The organism is Bradyrhizobium sp. (genome assembly GCF_049581145.1).
Lineage (GTDB): Bacteria > Pseudomonadota > Alphaproteobacteria > Rhizobiales > Xanthobacteraceae > Bradyrhizobium.
The window spans coordinates 1-4,466 of the sequence record NZ_JBAURI010001025.1; the positions used below are offsets into that span (position 1 = coordinate 1).

Annotated in this window: 5 protein-coding genes and 1 pseudogene; 5 read left to right on the top strand and 1 reads right to left on the bottom strand. The window is 63.6% G+C overall.

Translation table 11 applies throughout. The features are described 5' to 3' along the window. A partial coding sequence (locus WCB02_RS33180; RefSeq protein ID WP_423965055.1) for an enoyl-CoA hydratase/isomerase family protein occupies positions 1 to 691 on the bottom strand: 691 nt, incomplete at its 3' end. A gap of 305 nt (positions 692 to 996) precedes the next feature. On the opposite strand from WCB02_RS33180, the gene WCB02_RS33185 reads away from it, so the two are divergent. The 5 genes and pseudogenes from WCB02_RS33185 to WCB02_RS33205 form a co-directional block, all read left to right on the top strand. Then, complete coding sequence (locus tag WCB02_RS33185; protein ID WP_423965064.1) at positions 997 to 1,884, top strand: IclR family transcriptional regulator; 888 nt, start codon at positions 997 to 999, stop codon at positions 1,882 to 1,884. A 72-nt stretch (positions 1,885 to 1,956) separates the two neighbouring features. Beyond that, positions 1,957 to 2,754, top strand: a complete 798-nt coding sequence (locus WCB02_RS33190) for an ABC transporter ATP-binding protein (protein ID WP_423965057.1) — start codon at positions 1,957 to 1,959, stop codon at positions 2,752 to 2,754. Beyond that, positions 2,751 to 3,464, top strand: coding sequence for an ABC transporter ATP-binding protein (locus WCB02_RS33195; RefSeq protein ID WP_423965059.1), 714 nt, complete (start codon positions 2,751 to 2,753; stop codon positions 3,462 to 3,464). The genes WCB02_RS33190 and WCB02_RS33195 overlap by 4 nt, the downstream gene beginning before the upstream one ends. Before the next feature lie 14 nt (positions 3,465 to 3,478). Then, positions 3,479 to 4,357, top strand: coding sequence for a branched-chain amino acid ABC transporter permease (locus tag WCB02_RS33200; protein WP_423965061.1), 879 nt, complete (start codon positions 3,479 to 3,481; stop codon positions 4,355 to 4,357). A gap of 2 nt (positions 4,358 to 4,359) precedes the next feature. Next, positions 4,360 to 4,466 (top strand): annotated as a pseudogene (locus WCB02_RS33205) (branched-chain amino acid ABC transporter permease); the annotation flags it as partial.

Consider the following 4,466-nt stretch of genomic DNA (forward strand, 5'->3'; position numbering starts at 1 on the left):
CCTCCAGCCCGCGCGCCCGCTTGGTCATCGCGGCGACCGCGCTGGTGAAGATCGAGCGATCGGCCTTGGCCGCCACCAGCTTGGAATCGTCGTCGCGCAGCTTGTGCAGCGGACGCTTCTCCGCCAGCGCCTTGCGGGCAAACGCCTCGCCGCCCGTGGCGGGACCTTCGACGATCTCCTCGATCAGGCCGTTCTTCAGAGCTTCCGCCGCGCTGATCGGATCGCCGCCGACGATCATCTTGACCGCAAGCTCAGGCCCGACCGCGCGCGGCAGCCGCTGCGTGCCGCCCGCGCCGGGCAACAGCCCGAGCTTCACTTCGGGCAGCCCCAGTTTCGCGTCCTTGGTGGCGACGCGGAAATGGCAGGCGAGCGCGACTTCGAGACCGCCGCCGAGTGCGGTGCCGTGGATCGCGGCCGTGATCGGCTTCGGCGAGTTCTCGATCTCGCTCAGCACCTCGGCGAGGCCGGGCGGTTTCGGCGGCTTGCCGAATTCGGTGATGTCGGCGCCGGCGATGAAGGTGCGCCCGGCGCAGGTCAGGACGATCGCCTTCACCTCGGGATCGGCGATCGCGGCCTTGACGCATTCCAGAATACCGCCGCGGACCGCGGCGCTCAGGGCGTTGACGGGAGGGCTGTTGACGGTGATGACGCCGATGACGTCGCGACGTTCGAGCTTGACCACTTCGTTCACGCTGCGCTCCTTGAATGAATGTCTTGTTCTTGGGTTTCGTGTTGTTGGGTTCTTGTTCTTCGGTGCTTGTTCTTGGGTTCTTGGATGTTGCTAGATTCCCGGATGCCTTGTCGAGAAGAAGTCCCGCTGTTGACAGCGTCGCAGCTTGCGTTGAGTGGCTGAGCCTGGGCTGCCTCGCATCATGTCTTGCGTCTACCGGCTCAATTTCCGCCAATTTCGCACTGCGAAATCCAATTCCACATCTTGACATGCAGGGTTATTTTGAAGCACGTGCCTTGTCAACGCGCCAGGCCCGTCGGGAGCAGATGAAACGTTCAGGCAAGAAGGCAGCGACAGATCGCAGCTTCGTCGTCGCGCTTGCCCGCGGACTTGATGTGTTGCGCGCATTCCAACCCAATGACGGCCTTCTCGGCAATCAGGAGATCGCGGCCCGCACTAATCTGCCGAAGCCAACCGTTTCCCGATTGACCTATACCCTGACCAAGCTCGGCTATCTTACGCCGGTTCCGCGGTTTGAGAAGTATCAACTGGCGCCATCCGCCATGGCGCTCGGTTATGCCGCACTTGCGAATTTGGGGGTTCGGCACCTGTCCGAGCCGTTCCGCGAGGAGGTCATGCGCGCGACCGGCGGGGCGGTCGCAGTCGGCGGCCGCGACCGCCACAGCATGATCTATTTCGGTCAAAGCCGGAACGGCTTGACGCTGGGCGTTCAACTTGACGTCGGCTCCCGGATCCCGATTGCAACTACAGCGATGGGCCGCGCCTATATCTGGGCGCTGCCGGATGATGACCGCGCAGCCCTGCTGCGCGAGCTCAGGGAGCATTACGGCAGCCGCTGGACCAAGCTGCGCGACGGCATCGAACGCTCCGGCGAAACCGTGGCCAGACACGGCTTCGCGATTTCCGCGGGTGAGTGGCAGAACGATGTGCATGCCGTCGGCGTTGCACTAAAGTTAAATGACGGGACCGGCCCTTATGCGTTTAACTGTGGCGCGCCGGCATTCCGCTTCACGGAAGAACGGCTTCTGAGCGACATTGGACCTCGTCTCGTCGCGATGGTAAGGAACATCGAAGCGACCCTCGGCGGCGCCATGTCGCAGCCGGCACAACAAACGACACAATCAAAAAAAGAACAGAGCAAGCGAGTGAGATCAGGAGGAAAAGTTGCACGCATGGCCGAGGGGATCAGGTAGGCTTCATCGTCGCGACCGGCGAGATTTTTCGTCAGGCCGGTCTCGCCCAACGCGGACATTGGGCGAGGCGACATGACGCAGGCTCAATTGGCGCAGCGCGAGGACCCGCTGCTCGCAGTCCGCGACGTCAGCGTCGTGTTCGGCGGCATCGTCGCGTTGAATGGCGTCTCTTTCGACCTGCATCAGGGCCACATCCTCGGCCTGATCGGACCCAACGGCGCCGGCAAGACGACGCTGTTCAACTGCCTCAGCCGGCTCTATCAGCCGAGCTCCGGCGACATCCTGCTGGAGGGCAAGAGCATCCTGCGGCGACCGCCGCATCGCATCGCAGAGATCGGCATCGGCCGCACCTTCCAGAACGTCGCGCTGTTTCCCAATCTCTCGGTGCTCGACAATGTCCGCGTCGGCACGCATTCCCGCACCTCCAGCGACATCATCAGCGATTCGTTGCGGCTGGCCTGGGTTCGCCGCACCGAGACCACGGTCAACAACAAGGTGCACGAGTTGCTCGGCTATCTCAACCTCGAGGACGTCGCGCACACCACGGTATCGGGCCTGCCGTTCGGCACCCAGAAGCGCGTCGAGCTGGCGCGCGCGCTTGCCGCCGATCCCAAGATCCTGCTGCTCGACGAGCCCGCCGGCGGCCTCAATCACGAGGAAGTCCATGTGCTCGGCGACCTGATCCGTCGCATTCGCGACGATCGCAAGGTGACCGTGCTGTTGGTCGAGCATCACATGGGGCTGGTGATGTCGATCGCCGACCACGTGGTCGCACTGAATTTCGGCCGCAAGCTCGCGGAAGGCACGCCGTCGCAGGTGCAGGCGGATCCGGACGTCATCAAGGCCTATCTCGGGAGCAAAGACCAATGACTGTCATGCTCAACGTCAGGGACCTGCGCGCTTTTTATGGCCAGGTACAGGCGCTCCACGGCCTTGACTTCACGCTCAACGAGGGCAGCCTGACCACGCTGCTCGGCGCCAACGGCGCCGGCAAGACCACCACGCTGCGGGCGATCTGCAACATGGTGCGCTCGACCGGCGCGGTCGAGTTCGACGGCGCGCCGCTCGCCAGCCGCTCGACCGAAAACATCGTCCGGCTCGGCATCGCGCATGTGCCGCAGGGCCGGGGAACCTTCACCGCCATGACGGTGGAGGAAAACCTCCAGCTCGGCGCCATCACCCGCAAGGACAAGGCCGGCATCATCGCCGACATCGAGCGGATGTACGACCATTTTCCGGTGCTGAAGCAGCGCTACGCCCAGCAGGCCGGCACGCTGTCGGGCGGCGAGCAGCAGATGCTCGCGGTCGCCCGCGCCTTGATGCTGCGGCCTCGGCTGATGCTGCTCGACGAACCCTCGTTCGGGCTGGCGCCATTGATCGTGCGCGATTTGTTCAAGATCCTCGGCAAGATCAACCGCGAGGACAAGGTCACGATCCTGGTGGTCGAACAGAACGCGCAGCTCGCGCTCGAACTCGCCGACCAGGCCTATGTGATCGAGACCGGCCGCATCGTGATGGCGGGGGCGGCGAAAGAGATCGCCAACAACGAAGACGTCCGTAAATCCTATCTCGGTTACTGAGGAGCGACAGACCGATGGAGCTTTTCACCAACCAGATCCTGGCCGGCATCTCGACCGGTGCGATCTATGCCTGCATGGCGCTCGCGGTCGTCATGATCTACCAGGCGATCGGCCATCTCAATTTCGCGCAAGGCGAGATGGCGATGTTCTCGACCTTCATTTCCTGGCAGTTGATGCAATGGGGCATCCCGTACTGGGCGGCCTTCGTGCTCACGCTGGTGTTGTCCTTCGCCGGCGGCATCGCCATCGAGCGGTTGCTGTTCAAGCCGCTGGAGAAAGCGCCGATCCTGACCAATGTCGCGGGCTTCATCGCGCTGTTCTCGATCATCAACTCGTGCGCCGGCCTGATCTGGGACTTCACCATCAAGCAGTATCCGACGCCGTTCGGCTCCTCGCCATTTCTCGGCAGCCAGTTGATCTCGACGCATCAGGCCGGCATGATCGGCGTCACGCTGCTGCTGCTTCTCGGGCTTTATTTCTTCTTCCAGTATACCAGGATCGGGCTCGCGATGCGGGCCGCCGCCTCGGTGCCCGAATCGGCGCGGCTGGTCGGCATCAACACCTCCTGGATGGTTGCGCTGGGCTGGGGCATGGCGGCCGCGATCGGCTCTGTGGCCGGCATGATGATCGCCCCGGTGGTGTTCCTGGAACCGAACATGATGGGCGGTGTGCTGATCTACGGCTTCGCCGCCGCCGTGCTCGGCGGATTGACCAGCCCGTTCGGCGCCGTCATCGGCGGCTTCCTGGTCGGGATCTTCGAAAATCTGGCCGGGACCTACATCCCCGGCATCGGCAATGAGTTGAAACTGCCGATCGCGCTGGCCGTGATCGTCATCGTGCTGGTCATCAAACCCGCCGGCCTGTTCGGCCGGCCCATCGTGAAGCGAGTTTGATCATGAGTGCGGCAATCGAGGACGTCGTCACCGAAGCCCCGGCCGTCGAGGCCGTTCCGAAGCGGGCCATGACGCTCGGCGCGGGCACCTCCTTCGTGGTGGTGGTGCT

Bases quoted from the DNA above. Each gene is read 5' to 3' on its own strand.
- WCB02_RS33185 (WP_423965064.1), top strand. From the start codon at position 997: ATGAAACGTTCAGGCAAGAAGGCAGCGACAGATCGCAGCTTCGTCGTC.
- WCB02_RS33190 (WP_423965057.1), top strand. From the start codon at position 1,957: ATGACGCAGGCTCAATTGGCGCAGCGCGAGGACCCGCTGCTCGCAGTC.
- WCB02_RS33200 (WP_423965061.1), top strand. From the start codon at position 3,479: ATGGAGCTTTTCACCAACCAGATCCTGGCCGGCATCTCGACCGGTGCG.
- WCB02_RS33195 (WP_423965059.1), top strand. From the start codon at position 2,751: ATGACTGTCATGCTCAACGTCAGGGACCTGCGCGCTTTTTATGGCCAG.